Source organism: Microbacterium sp. zg-Y625 (assembly GCF_030246925.1).
GTDB classification, from domain to species: domain Bacteria; phylum Actinomycetota; class Actinomycetes; order Actinomycetales; family Microbacteriaceae; genus Microbacterium; species Microbacterium jiangjiandongii.
Genome location: NZ_CP126740.1, coordinates 2,665,417 through 2,681,583, shown reverse-complemented (window position 1 = coordinate 2,681,583; position 16,167 = coordinate 2,665,417). Strand labels below are relative to the sequence as shown.

Below are 16,167 nucleotides of genomic sequence, written 5' to 3'. Positions count from 1 at the left end.
GCGGCTCCGCCCCCGCCGCGCGGGGCCTCCTCTTGCACTCTCGCGGCCGAGTGCTAATCTATTCGCACACTTGAGTCGATGTGACTCAAGTTTTTGAGACCTGAAGAATGCCGGCATCCGGCACTGCTCGAAAGGAGACGAGAATGGCGACATACGACCCGCTCCGTGACCTGGAGCGTTTCGCGACCACCCTCATGGACCCCATCCGCCGCGGGCCGCGGCAGATGCCGATGGACCTGTACCGCGAGGGTGACCACTACGTACTGGAGGCCGACCTGCCCGGCATCGACCCGGGCTCGGTCGACATCGACGTCGACGGCCAGCTGCTGACGATCCGCGCCGAGCGCACGATCAACGTCGGCGAGGGCGTGAAGTGGATCACCCGCGAGCGCGAGGCCGGCAGCTTCCTGCGCCAGCTGAGCCTCGGGCAGGGGCTCGACACCGAGCGCATCGCCGCGACCTACCGCAACGGTGTGCTGAGCGTGAGGATCCCGGTCAGCGAGAAGGCCAAGCCCCGCAAGGTCGAGGTGACCACCGACGACTCCGGCCCCACCCTTCAGGTGGGCGAGTCCGGCTCGCAGGAGCAGGCCTCGCAGTCCTGACGCACACCGCCAGAAGCCCCGGACGAGCCCGTCCGGGGCTTCTGCGCGTAGGCTCGAAGGGTGAGCGCGTACGTCTCGGCGTTCGAGCTGTTCTCCATCGGAGTAGGACCCTCGAGCTCCCACACCGTCGGCCCCATGCGGGCGGGCCGTGACTTCGCCGCCCGCCTGCGTGAGGCGGGCGCTCTGTCGCGCGTCGCACGCGTGACCTGCACCCTCTTCGGGTCCCTCGGCGCCACCGGCATCGGCCACGGCACCCCCGACGCGGTCGTCGCCGGGCTGCAGGGGCACGCCCCCGAGGGCGTCGATCCCGACACCGTACGCCGCGCCTGGACCGCCTGGCCCGAGGGCGCGCAGCTGCAGCTGGCCGGTATCCATCCGGTTCCGTTCGCGAAGACCGACATCGCCTTCCTTCCGCGCACGCGGCTTCCGGGGCACCCGAACGCCCTGACACTGACGGCGATGGATGCCACCGGCGCCACTGTGGCGGAGGAGACGTACTACTCGGTCGGCGGCGGCTTCATCCGCCGCGAGGGCGAGGAGCAGCGCGTGACCACGCGGCCGTTCCCCCTCGCCTACGACAGCGCCGAGCAGCTCATCGCCCTGTGCGACGAGCGCGGCATCACGATCGCCGAGGCGGCGCGGCTCAACGAGCAGGCCCTGCGCGACGAGGCGGAGGTGGCCGCCGGCCTCGACGCGATCTGGGACGCGATGGCGGCGTGCGTCGACGCGGGGCTGCAGGCCGACGGGGTGCTCCCGGGCATGCTCAAGGTCAAGCGCCGTGCCGGCATGATCCGCGCGCAGCTCGACGAGGCCGAGTCCGAGGGACGCCGCGAGCTCCCGGGCGAGTGGCTCGGCGCGTTCGCGCTCGCCGTCAACGAAGAGAACGCCTCGGGCGGCCGGGTCGTGACCGCCCCGACCAACGGCGCGGCCGGCATCCTCCCCGCCGTCGGCATGTACTGGTGGCGGTTCCTCGCCGACTCGGGCCTCGGCTCGGGCAACGCCGTCACCCCCTATGGCGAACTGGTCGGCAGCGCGCTGCTCGGCTACCACGCGCCGGCCGGAGGGCTCGCCCCCGAAGACGACGATCCGGCGCTCGCCGACGCCAACCGCCGCCGCGGCATCCGCCGGTTTCTGCTCACCGCGACGGCGCTGGGGTCGTTGTTCAAGGCGAACGCGTCGATCTCGGGCGCTGAAGGCGGATGCCAGGCCGAAGTGGGATCCGCGTGCGCGATGGCCGCCGCGGGGCTCACCGCCGTCATGGGAGGCACCAACCGGCAGATCGAGAACGCCGCCGAGATCGCGATGGAGCACCACCTGGGGCTCACCTGCGACCCCGTCGGCGGGCTCGTGCAGATCCCCTGCATCGAGCGCAACGCCATCGCCGCGTCGACCGCCGTCACCGCCTCGCGCCTCGCGCTGCGCGGTGACGGCACGCACTACGTCTCGCTCGACGCCGTCGTCGAGACGATGCGGCAGACGGGCATCGACATGTCGACGAAGTACAAGGAGACCAGCGAAGGCGGGCTCGCCGTCAACGTCATCGAGTGCTGACCCGCGCCGCCGCGCTGCGCGCCGCCGCGCTGCGCGCCGCACGTAGGATCGGAGCACCCGAATTCCGGTCCGTCAGCAAGGATGCCGATGTCCGTCAGCCCCGCCACCGCTCCCACCCGCGCCCGTCTCCCGCGCGTGGCCGGCCGTACCTGGTGGGTCGTCGTGCTCGTCGGGTTCGTCGGCCAGCTCGCCTGGACCGTCGAGAACATGTACCTCAACGTGTTCGTCTACGACACGATCACGACCGACCCCACCGTCATCGCGGTGCTCGTCGCGGCCTCGGCGGTCGCCGCGACACTGTCGACCATGCTCGTCGGCGCCTGGTCCGACCGGGTGCGCCGCCGCCGCCCCTTCATCGCGATCGGCTACATCCTGTGGGGCCTGACGACCGCGACCTTCGGCTTCGTGCAGCCCTCGGCCGGCGCCCAGGCGGCTCTTGTGGTCGGCACCGCCGTGGTCGCGATCATCCTGCTCGACTGCGTGATGTCGGTGTTCGGCTCCGGTGCGAACGACGCGGCGTTCAACGCCTGGGTGACAGATGCCACGACCCCCGCCGACCGGGGCCGCGTCGATGCGGTGTTGTCGGTGCTCCCGCTCATGGCGATGCTGTTGGTCTTCGGGCTGCTCGACGGCCTCACCCAGGCGGGGGAGTGGAAGCTCTTCTTCGCGATCATCGGCATCGCCACGGCCGTCGTGGGCGCCGTCGCGTGGTTCCTGGTGCGCGACGCACCCGGCATCCAGTCGTCCTCCGATGGATATCTGCGTGCCCTCGTGCACGGGCTCCGGCCCTCGACCGTGCGGCTTCACCCCCGGCTGTACACGCTGCTGGTGGCGTGGGCGATCATCGGCACCAGCACGCAGGTGTACTTCCCGTACCTGATCATCTACATCCAGCGGTACCTGCGCATCGACGGCTACCCGATCGTGCTCGCCAGCGTGCTGACCCTCGCCGCCATCATCAGCATCGTCGGCGGACGGGTGGTGGACCGGGTCGGCAAGACCCGGGCCATCCTTCCCGCGGTGACCTTCATGATCGTGGGGCTTGTCGGCATGTTCGTCGTCCGCGACATGCTGAGCGTCATCGTCTTCGGCACGATCATGATGGGCGGGTTCATGCTCTCCACCGCGGCGCTCTCGGCCAGCGTGCGCGATGCGACGCCCGGCGACCGGGTCGGCATGGTGCAGGGGCTGCGCATGATCTTCGTGGTGCTGATCCCGATGGTGATCGGACCGTTCATCGGCTCGGCGGTCATCATCGGGGCGAACGAGACGTACGTCGACCTCGGCATCGTCAAGCAGGTGCCGACCCCGTGGATCTTCCCGGCGGCCGCCGTCGTCGCCCTGCTCGTGGTCGTGCCGATGCTGGCGCTGCGGCGCCTGCCGCAAAGGGTGGATGCCGCATGAGCGAGCCGATGCTGACCCCGTGGGGTGAACGCCTCGACCGCGATGCTCCCCTGCCGGAGTACCCGCGCCCCCAGCTGGTGCGCGAAGACTGGATGAACCTCAACGGGATCTGGTCGTACGCGATGACGCCGTTCGGGGCATCCGACCCCCTCGCCGTCGCCGATCCGGCCGCACCGCCATCGGCCTGGGAGGGCGACATCGTCGTGCCGTTCTCGCCCGAGACGCCGCTGTCGGGCGTCGGGCGGTCGCTCGGCGCCGACGAGACGCTCTGGTACCGCCGCACGTTCGCCGTGCCGCGGCCCGTCGGCGACGACGAGCGCGTGCTGCTGCACTTCGGCGCGGTCGACCAGTCCTGCCGCGTCGCCGTCGACGGGGTCGAGGTGGGCGGGCACACCGGCGGCTACCTGCCCTTCACGCTCGACGTGACCGCCGCTCTGGCCGAGGGCGACGCGCACGAGATCACCGTCGCCGTGCGTGACGTGACGGATGCCGCGTGGCTCGCCCGCGGCAAGCAGTCCAGCCGGCGCGGCGGCATCTGGTACACGCCGCAGTCGGGAATCTGGCAGACGGTGTGGCTCGAGATCGTGCCGCGCGTCGCCGTCGACCGTCTCGTGCTCACGCCCGACCTTGCCGGCGCGGCGGTGGAGGTGACCGTCGAGAGCGAGCACGGCGCCGGCGTCGAGGCGGCGGTCACGGTCTCGGCCGAGGGTGTGGTGGTCGCGACGGCGACGGTGCCGGTCGGGCAGACCACGCGTGTCACGATGCCCGCGCCGGTGCGGGCGTGGTCGCCGGATGATCCCTTCCTCTATGACGTCGAGGTCGCGCTCGGCGACGACCACGTGCGCAGCTACGTCGGCATGCGTTCATTCGGCGTCGGTCTCGACGACCGTGGACACGCGCGGCTGCTGCTGAACGGTCAGCCGCATCTGCCGGTGGGGCTCCTGGATCAGGGCTACTGGCCCGACGGCGGGTACACCGCCCCGAGCGACGCCGCGCTGGAGTACGACATCCGCCTCGCCCAGCGCCTCGGCTATACGATGCTGCGCAAGCACATCAAGGTCGAACCTCTCCGCTGGTACCACCACTGCGACCGGCTCGGAATGCTGGTGTGGCAGGACGCGGTCAACGGGGGCGGGCGCTATCGGCCGGCCGTCATCACCGCACCGGTGTTCGGCGCGCCGGCACTCGACGACACCCGCTACGCGCGGTTCGCCCGCGCCGACCCGGCTGGTCGGGAGCGGTTCGAAGTCGAGCTCGTCGAGATGATCGCGCACCTGCGCAGCGTCGTGTCGCTGTCGCTGTGGGTGCCGTTCAACGAGGGGTGGGGGCAGTTCGACGCCGCCCGCATCGCCGCGCGGGTGCGGGACCTCGACCCCACGCGGCCGATCGACCATGCGAGCGGCTGGCACGACCAGGGCGCGGGCGACCTGCACAGCCGGCACGTGTACTTCCGTCCGGTGCGCATGCCGCGCCGGCGCGACGGCCGAGTGGAGGCCGTCACCGAGTACGGCGGCTACAGCCTGGCGGTGCCGCAGCACACGTGGACGGCGGAGGCCTTCGGCTACCGGCGCTACCGCTCCCGGGCGCGGCTGCAGGCGGCCCTCGAACGGCTGCACGACGCCGAGATCGTCCCCGCGATCGGCCGCGGGCTGGCGGCGACCGTGTACACGCAGCTGTCGGACGTCGAGGACGAGGTCAACGGCATGGTCACTTACGACCGCCGGTATGTGAAGGTCGATGAGGCGGCCGTGCGCGCGATGAACGAGCGGCTGCAGGCCGCGGCATCCACACGCACCGCCGCAGAAGAGGAGCCCGCGTGACCCTGCGCGAACTGACCGCACCCGTCTCACTCACCGCCGGCGACGGCCGGGTGCTCAACCCCGATGCCGTCGGCTGGGCGCGGCAGCCGCTCGTCGACGCCTCGCGCGTGCACACCCGCTCATGGGGCCGCAACAAGCGGTGGGAGTACTGGAACGTCACGACCCCCACGCACATCCTCGCCCTCACCGTGTCGTCGATCGACTACGCCGCAGTCCTCGGCGTCTGGATCTTCGACCGGGCGACCGAACGCACCTGGCAGGCGGATGCGACCGTGATCCCGCCGCGCGGGGTGACCCTCGCACCCCGGCTGGAGCAGGGGTCGTCCCGCGCGCGGGCGAAGGGCCTCGAGATCGATATCGACGAGGTCCCGGGCGGCACGCGCCTGCGGGCGCGCATCGAGGGCGCCTCGTTCGACGTCGTCGCCCAGCTGCCGGAAGGACACGAGCGTCTGGCGGTGGTGGTGCCGTGGAGCTCTCGGCGGTTCCAGTACACGGTGAAGGACGTCGCGCGGCCCGCCGTCGGCACGGTCGTGGTCGACGGTGTGACCTCGGAGGTGCCGGCAGGCCAGTCGTGGGCGGTGCTCGACCACGGCCGCGGCCGATGGCCGTACGACGTGCAGTGGAACTGGGGCGCCGGGTCGGGCGTGTCCGGCGGCCGGGTCATCGGCATCCAGGTCGGTGCCAAATGGACCGACGGCACCGGCTCGACCGAGAACGCGATGCTCGTCGACGGACGCCTGCACAAGATCCACGAAGAGCTCACCTGGGATTACGACATCGCCACGTGGCGTCGCCCCTGGCGCATCACCGGCGGTGGGCTGGATGCCACGTTAACCCCGTTCTACGACAAGGTCAGCCGCACCGACCTCGTCGTGCTCTCCTCGCGCACCGACCAGTGCTTCGGCCACTGGTCGGGCACGTTCACCACCGAGGACGGCGACACGATCGCGTTCGACGAGATCCTGGGCTTCGCCGAAGAGGTGCACAACCGCTGGTGACTCGCCCCTCGCACCTCTCGCGCCTGGGCGGGGGACGGGCCACGATAGGGGAATGGGGACGGACCCGGATGCCGCAGTGGAGGTGCAGGGCCTGGTCGTGAAGCGCGGCCGCACCACGGTGTTCGACGGTCTCGACATGCGCATCCCGCGCGGGCGCATCACGGGCATTCTCGGGCCGAGCGGTGGCGGCAAGACGACGCTCATGCGGGCGATCGTGGGGGTTCAGATCGTGGCCGCAGGCAGCGTCACCGTTCTGGGCGAGCCGGCAGGCTCCGTCGCCCTGCGGCGCCGGGTGTCGTACGCGACGCAGGGCGCCTCGGTGTACGACGACCTCACCGTGGAGCAGAACCTGCGCTACGGCGCGCGGCTGCTCGGCGCGACGGCATCCGATGTCTCACGCGTGATGGCCGATGTCGATCTGACCGCCCAGCGCACGCAGCCGGCAGGTCGCTTGTCGGGCGGGCAGCGCAGCCGGGTCTCGCTCGCCGTTGCCATGCTCGGCTCGCCCGACGTGCTGGTGCTGGACGAGCCCACCGTGGGACTCGATCCGGTGCTGCGGCAGAGCCTGTGGGCGATCTTCCGGCGCCTGGCCGATGCCGGTGCGACGCTCATCGTGTCGAGTCACGTGATGGATGAGGCGATGCGGTGCGACGACGTCGCGCTGATCCACGACGGAAGCGTGCTCACGCAGACGACGCCGCAGGGGCTCCTCCAGACCACTGGCGCGACCGACCCCGATGCTGCCTTCCTGACGCTCATCGAGCGCGGCCGCCACGGGGGCCCGGCGTGAACCCGGGGCGCACGCTGGCCACCGCGGCGCGGGTGCTGCGTCAGCTCAGTCACGACCCCCGTTCGATCGCGCTGATGCTGGTGGCGCCGAGTCTGCTGGTCGGGCTGTTCTCCTGGCTCTTCGCCGACAGGGAAGGGGTGTTCGACACCTTCGGCGGCCCGATCCTGGCGCTCTTCCCGTTCGTGGTGATGTTCCTGGTCACATCGGTGACGACGTTGCGGGAGCGTCGGTCGGGAACGCTGGAGCGGCTCATGGCGACCCCGCTGGGCAAGGGGGACTTCATCCTGGGCTACGCCCTGGCATTCGGCGCGATGGCGGCGCTGCAGGCCGTGGTCACGGTGTGGTTCGCCGTCGGGGTGTGCGGACTGAGCGTGGAAGGTCCGCTCTGGCAGCTGGGCCTTGTCGCCGTGGTCGACGCCGTCCTCGGCACCGCGCTGGGGCTGCTCGCCAGCGCGTTCGCCCGAACCGAGTTCCAAGCCGTGCAGTTCATGCCGCTGCTCGTCTTTCCGCAGATCATCCTGGGTGGGCTGCTGATGCCCCGCGATGAGATGCCCGACGTGCTGTACGCGATCAGCGACTGGCTTCCCCTCAGTTACGCGGTGGATGCGATCAACGCGGTGACCGCAGGCGAAGAGGGCAGCGACCTGTGGGGTCCGCTGCTGGTCGTCGTGGCCTTTGCTGTCGGCTTCCTCGTGCTCGCGCCGCTGACACTGCGGCGCCGGACGCCCTGAGCGCGGCGCCTGCGGTCAGACTCCGCGGAGCTTGGTCGCGAGGTCGCGCAGCTGGCGCAGCTCGTCGTCCTCGAGCACCGACATGCGCGCGGCGATCGACTGCCCGTGGCGCGTGGCCAGGCGGCGGAACATCGCCGCGCCCTCCGGTGTCGCCTGCAGCACGGCGCCGCGCCCGTCGCTGGGGTCGGCGCACTTGGTCACGAGCCCCCGTGACACCATGCGGTCGACCAGGCGCGAGACGCTCGGCTGGCTGATGAGCATGTTGGCGGTGACTTCGCGCAGTCGCGCGCCCGATTCGCGCCGGGTCACCGTCAGCAGCACGTCGTACTCCGCCTGGGTGAGCTCTGACCCGTCGAAGTCGTCGTTGATCTCCTGGAACACCTCGTACTGAGCCCGGAACAGCGCCTCCCATGCATCCACGGCGAGGCGACGGTCGGTCATGGGGACCACTGTAGCGCCGCCGGTGTCGCCGGCCCGGGTGCGGGGGTCGCCGGAGGGCGACCCCCGCAGGGTCACCGGACGGTGACGCTGACCGGCTGGGACGCCGTCTCGCCGTTCGCGTTGACGAACACCGCGACGAGCGTGTGGGTCCCCGGCGCGATGCCCGAGAGCTTCACCGACGCGGTCTGGGCGGAGGGGGATGCCGCAGCCAGCTCGCCGGACCCGACGGCGACGCCGTCGAGCTCGAACCGGTACGACGTGGCGTTCGTTCCCCACCACAGGTTCGCCGTCGCGGTGAACGAGCCGTCGCGATCCCAGTTGTCGTGCGAGACGACCGGTGCCGCCGGCGCTGCGTGCACGACGCGCACCGTGGTGGAGGTGGTCGCCGTCGCCCCCCGCGCGTTGATGAGCTCGGCGGTGTAGACGTAGGTGCCGTTCGGCTTGCCCTCGAACGAGACGCCGGTGGTCTGCGCCATGCCCGCGGTGTCGCCGAGCACGCGCGTCGCGATGAGCTCGCCGTTCTCGTACAGACGAAGCACGCTCCCGGGCGTGCCCCACCACAGGTTCATCACGACGTCGAAGTCGCCGTCATGCAGCCCGTGCGCCCACCCGCTCGTGTTCGACAGCGTGCCGCGGCCCGGCGCGCTCGCCGCGCCATCGGCGGGGAGTACGAGGAGGGTCGACGTCGCCTCGGACACGAGCCCGGCGTGGTTCGTCGCGGTGACCGTCACCACGACGTCGCCGTATCGGCCGAGCGCGGCGAGGTCCACGGTGGCATCCGGCGCGAACTGCTCGTCGCCGACGGTCACGGTCACGGAGCGGATGCCGCTCTCGGGGTCGTCGGCGATGACGGCCAGTCGCAGCGGCTGCTCGTCGGTCACCGTTCCCGTGGGCAGGCCCGAGATGACGGGCGCCGTGGCGTCCTCAGCGGGGGCGCCGACGTACGAGATCGACGCCTGCGGCGGCTCGGCCATGTCGGCACCGACGAAGAACGACGGCGTGGGCGGCTGGTTGTAGGCCGAGTTCTGGTTCGCCACCGCCATGCGGTACTGCGAGTCGTGCATGAGCGTGGGAATGCGCTCCTCGGTGACGTCGGTGGTCGTGTAGATCCGGATGCCGCTGCCGTCCGCGAGCCGCACGGCGATCTCTTCGCGCCAATCGCCGAAGAGGTCCGCCTGCACCACAGGGTTGCCCTTCGTGGTGTTGCCCGTGAGGGTGCCGTCCATGCGCAGGATCTCCACCTCGCGCTGTGCGGCGGGATCCCACTTCGAGATGGTCGGCACGCCCGCGGAGACTGCCTCGTCGTAGTCGTGGTCGCTGATCTCGCGGGTGAGATCGCCGTCCCACCAGGTCACGAAGTTCGCCGCCGGGATGTCGGTGGAGAGCACCTCGCCCGCCGCGGACTTGAGCGTGCCGACCCGGGAGTTCCAGGCGTAGTCGCCGCCGATGCTCCAGGCCTCCGCGCCGGGGTGCGCCGGGTCGATGTCGGCCGCCACGCCGCGACCGGTGTCGCGGGAGCCCTCGGTGCGCCAGAGGATCTCGCCGGTCTCGGCATCCCGCATCGCCGCGACGGTGTTGCCGTTGCCGCTGGGGCTCTCGAACACGCTGAACACCTCGAGGCCGGGGCGGTCCAGCACCAGATCGCCCACGTGCTGCGCGTCACCGTGGTGAAGGCGCGTGTTGTACAGCGCCGTGCCGTCGTCGTCGATCGTCATCGCTCCGAACACGATCTCGTCGAGGCCGTCGCGGTCGACGTCGGCGGTGGTGAACTGGTGGTTCCCCTGGCCTTCGTACTCCGCGCCGACGTCGTTCGAGTCGAACGTCCAGCGCTCCACGAGGCGGCCGTCGACAAGGTCCCACGCGACGATCACCGTGCGCGTGTAATAGCCGCGGCTCGTGATGAGCGACGGGTGCTCGCCGTCGAGGTAGGCGACCCCCGCGAGGAAGCGGTCGACGCGGTTGCCGTAGTTGTCGCCCCACGAGGCGACGTTCCCGCGGCCGGGGATGTAGTCGACGGTGTCGACGGCGGCGCCGGTGGTGCCGTCGAAGACGGTGAGGTACTCGGGGCCGCTGAGGATGTACCCGCCGGAGTTGCGGTGGTCCGCGGCGGGGTCGCCGATGACCGTGCCGACGCCGTCAACCGTGCCGTCGGCCGTCTTGAAGGCGATCTCGGCTGCGCCGTCGCCGTCGAGATCGAACACCTGCGGCTGCGTGTAGTGCGCACCGGCGCGGATGTTGACGCCGAGGTCGATGCGCCACAGGCTCGTGCCGTCGAGCTCGACGGCTTCGGCGTAGACCTTGCCGGTGTAGCCGGACTGCGAGTTGTCCTTCGCGATAGAGGGGTTCCAGAGGAACACGAGCTCGTACTCGCCGTCCCCGTCGACATCACCCACCGTGCCGTCGCCGGGCGCGTACGAGACGGTGTTGCCGTCGGGCAGGACGTCGTCGGCGGGCTTGTCGAGCGGAACGTCGAGGTACTGCTCGTCCCACACGCCGAACTCGTCGGTGACGGTGATCTCGCGGTCGCCCTGCAACGCGGTGACGAAGTAGGCCGACTCTGCGGTGCCGTCGGCGTCGGTGAAGTTGGTCGTGTCGCTGATCGGCGTCTCGGTGATGCGGATGCCGTCACGGTAGACGTGGAAGCCGAGGTCGCGGGCGTCGAGGCCCAGTAGACGCCAGCCGAGGTACACGCCCTCGTCGCCCGCGGCGACGGCGACCGGTGCGCGGTCGAGATACTCGGCCTGGCGCACCAGAGTCGTGGCGATGTCGGTGGCGTGCACAACGGATGCCACGGAGGCGCCGCCGGCGTTCTGGGCGATGACGCGGTACAGGTAGGGGCGGGTCGTCAGCACGTCGGTGTCGGTGTACGACGGCTCCGTGACCACCGCGACCTGCTCGAACGCGATGTCCTCGCGCGTGGAGCGCAGCACCTGCCATTGCACGGCGTCATCGGCGGCATCCCACGACAGGGTCACGCTGTCACGGGCGATTGCCGCCGTGGTGAGGCCGGTGGGGGTGGCGGGGGCGGCGACGTCGGAGTCGACGACCGACACGGTGAGGCGCTCGCCGGGGCGTGAGGTGCGGTCGCCCTTGACGGTGGCGACGGCGTACTCGTACGTCGCTCCGAGGGAGACTCCGGTGTCGACGAACGACGGGGTCTCCCCAGCCGCGGCGGTGCCGATCTCGGTGAGCTCGCCGCCCGGCGCGGTGCGCAGCACCGTGTAGCCCGTGGCATCCGCCACCGGCTGCCACGACAGCGTCACCGTCTCGCCGTCGACGGCGGATGCGGCCAGGTCGCCGGGCGCGGCGAGCGGGCTCTGCACGCGGATGCCGTTGATGCGTCCGTCGCCGCCGGTGACCCGGATGTTGAGCTGGCCGTCGGCGACGGCGATCTCGGGGAAGTACGCCTCGTGGATGGTCCCCGTCTGCGTGCGGGGGCCTGCGTACGCCGTGCCCTCGATGTCGAAGCTCGTGCCGTTGCCGGCGGTCAGGTCGCCCGCGAAGGTGGTGATCTCGTACGAGCCGTTCGGCACGTCGACGGCGAAGGCCTGGGTGTTGCCGATGGTGAAGTCGCGGGCGACGAGGTCGTCACCGCCGCGGTCACGGAAGCCGTTCGACGCGGGGGCCGTCGTGAAGCCGAACCCGAGATCGGCGCGGTACGCGGTACCCGGGTGCACGCCGACCCAGCCGTCGGCGACGGGGGAGGACGGGCCGCCGAAGTCGAACGACAGGTCGATGTCGCCGGGGGCGGCGGCGGCGGGCGACGCGGTCATGCCGCCCAGTGCGAGGGCGAGGGCGGTGCTCCCCGCCAGGAGGGGAAGGCGGCGTCGGGGGACGTCGTGGCGCAAGATGATCTCCTTCGATCAGGGGCCCGCAGCGGTGCGGGAAAGCGTTTCCCGAGCAATCGCCTCAATCCTCGCGTGCCGCCACGCGTCACGTCAAGAGGTGAGGGGATCGCGGCGATCGCTCCGGGGGTGGCCGCGCTGCCGCCGCAATAGGCTGAGCCCATGGTGCACCTACGGACTCGGATCGGCATCGTGGTGGCTCTCGTCGCGGCAGCCCTGGCGGCGACAGCGGGATCGGCGGCTCCCGGCTCGGCGCCGGAACAGGTCGTCACCTGGGCCGCGTCTTCTGCGGACGTCGACGACTTCACCTTCGACAGTCTCGACGCCGACTACACCCTCACCCGCGCAGAGGACGGCACCAGCCGGCTGCGCGTCGTCGAGACGTTCGTCGCCGAGTTCCCCGATGTCGATCAGAACCGCGGGGTGAGGCGTGCAATCCCGACGTCGTACAACGGGCAGCCGCTCAACCCGACGCTGATCTCGATCACCGACGAGACCGGCGCCGCGCGGCCGGCCGAGAGCGACAGCGAAGACGACGTCTTCGAGATGGTCTCCCGTGCCGACGACTACCTGCGTGGCGAGCAGACCTTCGTGTTCACCTACGACCTTGAGAACGTCACCTGGACCTTCGAGGACGGTGGCCAGGAGTTCTACTGGGACGTCAACGGGTTCGACTGGGAGCAGCCGTTCGGCGAGGTGACGGCGACCCTCCACATGGATGCCGATCTCGCCGGAGCGCTCACGGGCCGCCAATCCTGCTATGTCGGCGAACAGGGCGCCACGCAGCAGTGCGAGATCCAGGCGGTGACTGCTGAGGACGGCTCTGTGATCGTGACGGCGGATGCCGTAGGCCTTGCTCCCTACGAGACGATGACCATCGCGGTCGGATTCGACCCCGACACCTTCGTGCTGTTCGACTCGTCGTACTTCGCGTCGGGGTGGGGTTGGGTGCAGGCAGCGTCTGCGCTCGGGCTGGCCGGGGCGTTCGGTTTCGCGGTCTGGACCCGGCGGCGCTGGTTGCGCGACGCTCCCGGACGCCCGACGGTCATCGCCGAGTTCACGCCCCCGCCGGGGGTGGATGCGCTTGAGAGCGCCGTCATGCTCGGCAAGACGTCGAAGGCCATACCGGCGGAGGTGCTCGAGCAGGCCATCGTGGGGTCCCTCCGCATCGTGGAGGGATCGAAACGCGCATTCGGCGGGTCGAAGCTGCAGGTGGAGCTGGTCGATCGCTCTCGGGCGGACCGCGACGGCCGCATGTTGCTCGACGGGCTGTTCGGCAAGGGCGCGCGGCCCGGTGCGACCTTCGAGTTCGGCAAGCAGGACACGCGGCTGTCGGGCGTGGCCTCGAAGATCCTCAAGGCGGCGGGAGTCGAGCTCAAGAAGCGAGGGGTGTATCGGTCGGTTCCCGGGCGCGTGCGCACGTGGCCCGCGGCGGCGCTGTTCGCCGGGACGGTGCTCGTGATCCTCTCCGGGATGCTGGCAATCGCGGCATCCGTCAACGTGTTGGTGCCGCTGGTGCTCATGGTGGTGGCGGGGATCGTGCTGGCCTTCGGAATGGGTTTGGTCTTCCACCGGCCGTTGACGGATGCCGGTGCGGAGCTGCGTGACCACCTGGCGGGCCTGAAGGTCTTCATCGACTGGGCGGAGGCGGACCGCATCCGCATGCTGCAATCGCCGATGGGTGCCGAGCGGCGCCCCGTCGACGTCGGCGACCCACGGCAGATGATCCACCTGTACGAGACGCTGCTGCCCTATGCCGTCGTCTTCGGGCAGGAGAAGAAGTGGGCTGATGAGCTGATGGTCCACTACGGAGACGCCGGGGTGACCCCCTCGTGGTACTACGGCTCCGCGGCGTTCAACGCCGCCGCGTTCTCGTCGAGCATCGCCTCGCTGTCGAGCGCCGCGATGTCGTCGTCGTCGACGTCGGGCGGCTCGTCCGGCGGTGGCTCCGCAGGCGGAGGCGGCGGAGGCGGCGGAGGCGGCGGCGTCTGACCGGGCGGCGGGGATGCCGTCGGGTAACGGCTGTCGGTATCGTCTGAGCGGCAGTCGTCCTCGCACAGTGAAGGTGTCACCCATGGCTGAGAACGCTCGTTCCGATGGGGCCGTGGCGTCGCGCAGTGCTGCGCCGGATCAGCATCGCAGCCGGCCTCGTGCTTGCGTTGCTCGTCGCGATCTTCGTCGCCGGCTTGCTCGACGGGAAGTCGGCGCTGCTGGTCGGCGCCGGCAGCGGATTCGCCGCTGTCATGGTGGTGTGGTCGTCGGGGTACGCCGCGATCGCCTTACGGCTGCGCGAGGCTGAGCGCAAAGCAGTTCCCTAGAACGGTGGCGGTGCGCCGCTGCGGGTCGCGGCGCTGAACTCGAGAACGCGCTGCGGGATGTCGGAATACACACGACCGGTGGGGCTGGTCCACACCAGCATCCCATCGGGCCGCTGTTCGACCGACCACGCGGTGTGGTGTTTGAGCGTGTGATGCCGTTTGCACAGATGGGCGAGGTTGCACGGCCGGGTGGGGCCGCCGCGGGCGAAGTCGATCGTGTGGTCGATGTCGCACACCCACACCGCCGCCCGGCAGCCGGGAAACCGGCAGTGCTCGTCGCGGCCGCGCAGCAGTCGGCGCTGGGCGCGGGAGGGACGATACCGGTCGGTGTCCTGGATGCTCCCGGTTGCGGTGTCGAGGAACAGTCGGTCCCACGCCGTGGCCACGGACGCGTAATGCCGGGCCGAGCCCGCGTCGATCGGGCCGTGGCCCTGGAGGCTCGCCGGCACCTCTCGTCCGGCGAGAGCCGCAGCCGGAACGGTCACCTGGATGCGTGCCACGATCGCGTCGGTCTCACAGAGCGTGCCGTCGGACTCCGCGGCGCTGGCATGGCCGGTGAGCAGCAGGTCGGTGAAGACGTCTGCGCGGCGTTGGTCCATCGTGCGGGTGTCCGCAGGAGCGGAGTCATGGTCGTCGCCGCTGTTCGCCTGCTCGAGGAGCGTGCGCGCGTACTGGGTGACGCGGTCCCGGATGCCGTGCGCGAGGGGCGCCGGCAACAGCGCGACCACTTCTGCCATGCCGTCGTCGAGATCCCGCACCCAGACCCGGCGGCCGGCCGCCGCCGTCGCGTGCCGGTCTGCCGACGGAACGGGGTCGATGCGATGGGCGAGCATCGTGATGATCGGCTTCGCGCGCCCCGCGGTCTCGCGCTCCGCGACCACCAGCGCTGCCTGCTCGAAGATCGCCCGTGTCTGCGGATCGGTGAGCCGGGATCCCGCCTCGCCGATCACCCGCAGGTGGGCGATGTCGATCCGGCCCTCCCGCAACGACTGCACCGTGCTCGGGAACTGCGCGAGCACGGTGGTCGCCTCGTGGATGCGGTTCTGCATGCCCCGGTCGGAACGCCGCAGCGCCGCACCGATCTCGGCGGCGATGGATCGCAACGGCATTTCCCGCTCACGCTGCGCGCTGATCGGGATGCGTGCGGTCTGTTCTGCCGCGATCGCGCCCGCTCGCCCCAGAAGCGCCAGCTGCCGGGCCTGCAACGCCGCGATCTGCCGGTCGGTGTCGATCATCTCCGCCACGACGTCGGACGTCGCGAGCGCGGCATCCGAGGTGGTGGCTGGGGAGCTGTTCATGCCCCTATTCTCGTGCGAACCTCCGACATTGGCCGGGCTTAAACCCCAGGTCTGCGAGGCATTGTGGATAACTCCTGGAGAGGGTCGCCCGTGGAGAAGTCGGAGACGCTGAGCGACCTGCGGGTCGAGATCGAGCGGGCAAGAGTAAGGGCCGGTCGGAGAGGCTTCCGACCGGCCCTTGTCCCTGCACCAAGAGTGTCCTGCAATCACATGCCGGTAGCTGCCACAGCAAAACAACTACCGTGCGAGCACTCTATAACGGAAAGATAACGGGGCACAAGGGTGCGTCGTTACCTTTCTGTGATCACTTCGGCGGCCGTGTCCTGTTCAGCGACACCGAAGTTGTCAGCTGCCCTGTAGTTTTCCGCA

General features: G+C 70.5%; 12 protein-coding genes. 9 read left to right on the top strand and 3 right to left on the bottom strand.

Translation table 11 applies throughout. From position 1 onward, the window contains the following. Positions 1 to 143 precede the first annotated feature (143 nt). The 7 genes from QNO14_RS12530 to QNO14_RS12500 all read left to right on the top strand — a co-directional run bounded on the left by QNO14_RS12530 (position 144) and on the right by QNO14_RS12500 (position 7,896). Positions 144 to 602: an Hsp20/alpha crystallin family protein gene (locus tag QNO14_RS12530; protein ID WP_257493879.1), complete on the top strand. Its 459-nt coding sequence runs from the start codon at positions 144 to 146 to the stop codon at positions 600 to 602. 60 nt (positions 603 to 662) lie between these two features. Then, positions 663 to 2,153, top strand: coding sequence for an L-serine ammonia-lyase, iron-sulfur-dependent, subunit alpha (locus QNO14_RS12525; RefSeq protein ID WP_257505568.1), 1,491 nt, complete (start codon positions 663 to 665; stop codon positions 2,151 to 2,153). 87 nt (positions 2,154 to 2,240) lie between these two features. After that, the gene (locus tag QNO14_RS12520; protein WP_257493877.1) at positions 2,241 to 3,557 is read left to right on the top strand and encodes an MFS transporter; all 1,317 of its coding nucleotides are present in this window, start codon (positions 2,241 to 2,243) and stop codon (positions 3,555 to 3,557) included. Then, a complete protein-coding gene (locus QNO14_RS12515; protein WP_257493876.1) occupies positions 3,554 to 5,377 on the top strand; it encodes a glycoside hydrolase family 2 protein in 1,824 nt (607 codons plus the stop codon). The genes QNO14_RS12520 and QNO14_RS12515 overlap by 4 nt, the downstream gene beginning before the upstream one ends. Then, the gene (locus QNO14_RS12510) at positions 5,374 to 6,375 is read left to right on the top strand and encodes a DUF2804 domain-containing protein (protein ID WP_257493875.1); all 1,002 of its coding nucleotides are present in this window, start codon (positions 5,374 to 5,376) and stop codon (positions 6,373 to 6,375) included. The genes QNO14_RS12515 and QNO14_RS12510 overlap by 4 nt, the downstream gene beginning before the upstream one ends. A 52-nt stretch (positions 6,376 to 6,427) precedes the next feature. After that, the gene (locus QNO14_RS12505; protein ID WP_257493874.1) at positions 6,428 to 7,165 is read left to right on the top strand and encodes an ABC transporter ATP-binding protein; all 738 of its coding nucleotides are present in this window, start codon (positions 6,428 to 6,430) and stop codon (positions 7,163 to 7,165) included. Further along, complete coding sequence (locus QNO14_RS12500; protein ID WP_257493873.1) at positions 7,162 to 7,896, top strand: ABC transporter permease; 735 nt, start codon at positions 7,162 to 7,164, stop codon at positions 7,894 to 7,896. Before QNO14_RS12505 ends, QNO14_RS12500 begins: the two co-directional genes overlap by 4 nt. Before the next feature lie 15 nt (positions 7,897 to 7,911). Here the strand turns inward: QNO14_RS12500 and QNO14_RS12495 are convergent, their stop codons facing one another. Further along, positions 7,912 to 8,337, bottom strand: coding sequence for a MarR family winged helix-turn-helix transcriptional regulator (locus tag QNO14_RS12495; protein WP_257493872.1), 426 nt, complete (start codon positions 8,335 to 8,337; stop codon positions 7,912 to 7,914). A 71-nt stretch (positions 8,338 to 8,408) separates the two neighbouring features. Continuing rightward, entirely contained in the window at positions 8,409 to 12,185 is a 3,777-nt protein-coding gene (locus tag QNO14_RS12490) for a rhamnogalacturonan lyase family protein (protein WP_257505567.1), read from the bottom strand. Between the two features lie 159 nt (positions 12,186 to 12,344). Here QNO14_RS12490 and QNO14_RS12485 point away from each other — a divergent pair, with 159 nt between their 5' ends. Together QNO14_RS12485 and QNO14_RS12480 are read left to right on the top strand one after the other, a co-directional pair. Further along, entirely contained in the window at positions 12,345 to 14,174 is a 1,830-nt protein-coding gene (locus QNO14_RS12485) for a DUF2207 domain-containing protein (protein ID WP_257505565.1), read from the top strand. Positions 14,175 to 14,278: 104 nt separating this feature from the next. Then, positions 14,279 to 14,500, top strand: coding sequence for a hypothetical protein (locus QNO14_RS12480; protein ID WP_257505564.1), 222 nt, complete (start codon positions 14,279 to 14,281; stop codon positions 14,498 to 14,500). On the opposite strand, the gene QNO14_RS12475 is transcribed toward QNO14_RS12480, so the two are convergent. Next, on the bottom strand, positions 14,497 to 15,798 hold the full coding sequence (locus tag QNO14_RS12475; protein WP_257505563.1) for an HNH endonuclease signature motif containing protein: 1,302 nt from the start codon (positions 15,796 to 15,798) through the stop codon (positions 14,497 to 14,499). The two genes, QNO14_RS12480 and QNO14_RS12475, sit on opposite strands and share 4 nt — an antisense overlap. Positions 15,799 to 16,167 lie beyond the last annotated feature (369 nt).

Coding starts and splice junctions, on each gene's coding strand:
- QNO14_RS12530 (WP_257493879.1), top strand. CDS start 144: ATGGCGACATACGACCCGCTCCGTGACCTGGAGCGTTTCGCGACCACC.
- QNO14_RS12520 (WP_257493877.1), top strand. CDS start 2,241: ATGTCCGTCAGCCCCGCCACCGCTCCCACCCGCGCCCGTCTCCCGCGC.
- QNO14_RS12515 (WP_257493876.1), top strand. CDS start 3,554: ATGAGCGAGCCGATGCTGACCCCGTGGGGTGAACGCCTCGACCGCGAT.
- QNO14_RS12505 (WP_257493874.1), top strand. CDS start 6,428: ATGGGGACGGACCCGGATGCCGCAGTGGAGGTGCAGGGCCTGGTCGTG.
- QNO14_RS12495 (WP_257493872.1), bottom strand. CDS start 8,337: ATGACCGACCGTCGCCTCGCCGTGGATGCATGGGAGGCGCTGTTCCGG.
- QNO14_RS12485 (WP_257505565.1), top strand. CDS start 12,345: ATGGTGCACCTACGGACTCGGATCGGCATCGTGGTGGCTCTCGTCGCG.
- QNO14_RS12480 (WP_257505564.1), top strand. CDS start 14,279: ATGGGGCCGTGGCGTCGCGCAGTGCTGCGCCGGATCAGCATCGCAGCC.
- QNO14_RS12475 (WP_257505563.1), bottom strand. CDS start 15,798: ATGAACAGCTCCCCAGCCACCACCTCGGATGCCGCGCTCGCGACGTCC.